The sequence below is a fragment of the Ruminococcoides bili genome, from assembly GCF_040093295.1.
In the GTDB taxonomy this organism is placed as follows: Bacteria; Bacillota; Clostridia; order Oscillospirales; family Acutalibacteraceae; genus Ruminococcoides; species Ruminococcoides intestinale_A.
In genome coordinates, this window is the sequence record NZ_JBBNJY010000078.1 from 1 (window position 1) to 3,286 (window position 3,286).

A 3,286-nucleotide genomic window follows, 5' to 3' on the forward strand; every position below is an offset into this window, starting at 1 on the left:
TATTCTTTCAAAAGGCTTCATTCAACTTCATTCTCGTGTTATAATCATTATCTCAAATGTAATACTCCGTTAAGTCAACTCTTCCGGTACACAGCGATTTATATAATTCCAAAACATACTCAGATTTGAAAACTTCAGATTCACCCGATTCTAGTACGTTCACAGTATTTTTTACTAACTTGAGCATATTAATAACAGAATTGTCATGATGCAATTCAAAGTAATCTCTCAATTGTGTAAATAGTTTTTTAAAGCATCTAAATTCATATCTATAAAAAACCTCAAAAATTAATAATCTTCCATTAACCAACTATACGATTTTAAAAACTTATCTGGATGTCAGAAAAAGCCACCTGCACCACTAACTTTTTCTTTATGTAATATTATTCATAGAAACACATACTTTTAATTTTATATTACTTACCAGCGTTATATATTATATTAATGCTGCTAACGTTTCCTTTTGGATCGTACACAGATTTAATGTTACCCCAATCAAAAAAAGTTTCTGGGCTTAATCCGTTCTTAGCAAGAATCGCATCATGGAACTGCTTGCGTTTAATTTCTTCCGAAAAAGAAGGATTAATATCAACACAAACCATTGATATCATATACAAAATTTTGTTACGGAAGAATAGACTAGTGATAAAATTGTTTCCACTAATTTGTACAGTTTTATTTAATCTTATAATTCTAACCCCATCTTGCCCTTCAAAAAAAGTAGATTTTTGAAAGTTTTCAAATGTATATCCGGGAGTAAAAATCTCACCGTTAATTTCTATTAATCCAGATTTTAAGTCCATTTTATCCTCACTTCGTCAAATTTATTGTTTCAACAAGCACTAATATACCCTTATCAATTAACTTTTGAACATTTGGCACATAAAATTGCTCTAACCCACCTGTACCAAATTGCGGATTAGCTAGTGCTTGACCATATCCTACGGTTACTGTTTTTGTAAATTTATACCCACTAACTTGTCCTCTAAACCCATAAATTGGATGAGGCTTAACTTGTAAGCCTTCAAATAAGGTAGTAGCATTTCGTCCAGAGTCTTCAATCGCATCTAATGTGGTAAAATATTCTGTGCCATTCGGTTCTCCACGATAAAGTATATCACCTTTATGCATATTAACATCTACATAATCATCTATACCTGGATAATCATCCTTGCCTTGCCAACTTTTAGCGGTTTTGGATGGGCTATTAAATCGAATCCCCCCACTTATACCACCTAAAATGCCACCGCTAACTATCCCCGAAAAACCTGACATAGCAATATCATCTAAGGCACCATTGAGATTTCCGTGTTCTGCGAGATAGTCTATGGTTGTAACACACATATTTGAAACACCGTTTACAAAGCACCTATTCCGGCTCCTCTGCCAATACTTCCAACCATAGACAATGCCGGTCCTGCTACAAATGTAAGTCCGCCTGTAATTGCTCCGCCAATTGCACCACCTACAGCACCATCAAAAGTTCCACTTTCAAACCCATCAAAAAATGATCCAAATGGTTCATATTATTTTTTGAACTACATTCTATAAAGCTTAAGACTTAATCTTTCAGCAAATACATATTTCACTAATGGTTAAAAGACATTGTATAGAAAAGTCAATAAGCAAAAGATTCTTTATGCCAAGTATTATTTAAAAAATCATATTTAAATTTCCAATCATTTCTTCCATACTTATCAGCGGTGTTATTATTTCCTTGACATATAACAGATAATTTTTCTCCATCAATAAAGCGATAAAAAATATATCCAAATGGCGGAGATATCTTCGATATTTCGTCTCCTTTTCTGGACAAAACGCTTATTCTATTTTTATACATCAGATAAATATTATCTTTAGAAACTTTCACAGTTTTCAGTTCGTTATACCTATGTTCATTTATACAATGACCATCACTATCAAATAATTTTAAATTTCCATTTTCGTCATACCAAAGAATATCCTTACCATTTAAGTTAATAAATCTGTAACTAAAAGTTTTATTTTCATATATTTCTAAAAAAATCATGTCATTGCTTTCTGTAGCAAATATAATTCCTTCAACTACATAACTATATGATTTATTTTCATATTTCCAATTTACTATCCTATTATCACTACTAAAATTAATTTCCATATTAACTTTATCCACCTATCATTTAATTCTTTTCAGACTGACAAATTCAATATAATCCATTCGATTTCCTGTTAATCCCTTAAATAATTCATACTGAGTTAAATTAGAATTTCCCGGAAGATATTTATTTGCCTCGAGATCAATCTGTGGACCTATAGGACCTTGTCTTACATTCAACTCGACACCAGGTCTTATTCGATATGTAGCAACCTTTCCGCAATCCGTTTTCCAACTACCCTTTATAGCCATATCATTTCTTGCAAAATCGACATTTGGAATATCTTCTTTTAAAGCAAATCCGCCAGGTTCTCTAACACTTTGTTGCTCATCCAATACCATATTAAAAGTATCACCTTCCTTTAATATGAGTATATTTTCTTCCGAATTATATCCATCCGGCCAAGGGGATTGTTCTTTAACTAATTTTAAATAATCATCAATACTATTTTCTGGATTAGCATTTTTATATTCATTCCAAGTTTTCTCAGAACCTATTCCATTATTTTTCCAAAAGTCATCGTATCTGCTTGCATCTTCAGGGCTCATAGAATCGACAAAATTTTTATTATTTGTATTTTCTAAACCCGAATGAAAATCGTTTATTTTAAATTGAAGTCCCCCGCTTATACCACCTATAATTCCACCACTCAATACTCCGGAGAAACCTGATATAGCGATGTCATCTAAGGCACCATTGAGATTTCCGTGTTCTGCGAGATAGTCTATGGTTGTAACACACATATTTGAAACACCGTTTGACAAAGCACCTATTCCGGCTCCTCTGCCAATACTTCCAACCATAGACAATGCCGGTCCTGCTACAAATGTAAGTCCGCCTGTAATTGCTCCGCCAATTGCACCACCTACAGCACCATCAAAAGCTCCACTTTCAAACCCATCAAAAAATGATCCGCCTTGAATAGCACTGTTTATCCCTCCTGAGACACCTCCAATCACTGCTCCTAAAATAGCACCCCAACAGGCTCCGGCGATAATTGCAGCACCTAAACCTGAACCGATGCCTGTACAAAGCAAAACAACTGCAATTGCCACAAGGGCTACTGTAGCAATAAATTTCCAATGCTCTTTACACCACTCAATTGCCGACTGTACACCATCACAAATGTGTTCAATAACACTTTTTTCGCA

At 33.8% G+C, this 3,286-nt stretch carries 3 protein-coding genes and 1 pseudogene; all 4 read right to left on the reverse strand.

The genetic code is table 11. The annotated features are described in order from the left end of the window. Positions 1-416: 416 nt before the first annotated feature. Entirely contained in the window at positions 417-803 is a 387-nt protein-coding gene (locus AAAY30_RS11335) for a hypothetical protein (protein ID WP_129743507.1), read from the reverse strand. 7 nt (positions 804-810) lie between these two features. After that, a complete protein-coding gene (locus AAAY30_RS11340) occupies positions 811-1,344 on the reverse strand; it encodes a hypothetical protein (RefSeq protein WP_337806051.1) in 534 nt (177 codons plus the stop codon). A gap of 274 nt (positions 1,345-1,618) precedes the next feature. Then, the gene (locus tag AAAY30_RS11345) at positions 1,619-2,137 is read right to left on the reverse strand and encodes a hypothetical protein (RefSeq protein ID WP_117705007.1); all 519 of its coding nucleotides are present in this window, start codon (positions 2,135-2,137) and stop codon (positions 1,619-1,621) included. An 18-nt stretch (positions 2,138-2,155) separates the two neighbouring features. Continuing rightward, positions 2,156-3,286: pseudogene (locus AAAY30_RS11350) on the reverse strand (hypothetical protein); the annotation flags it as partial.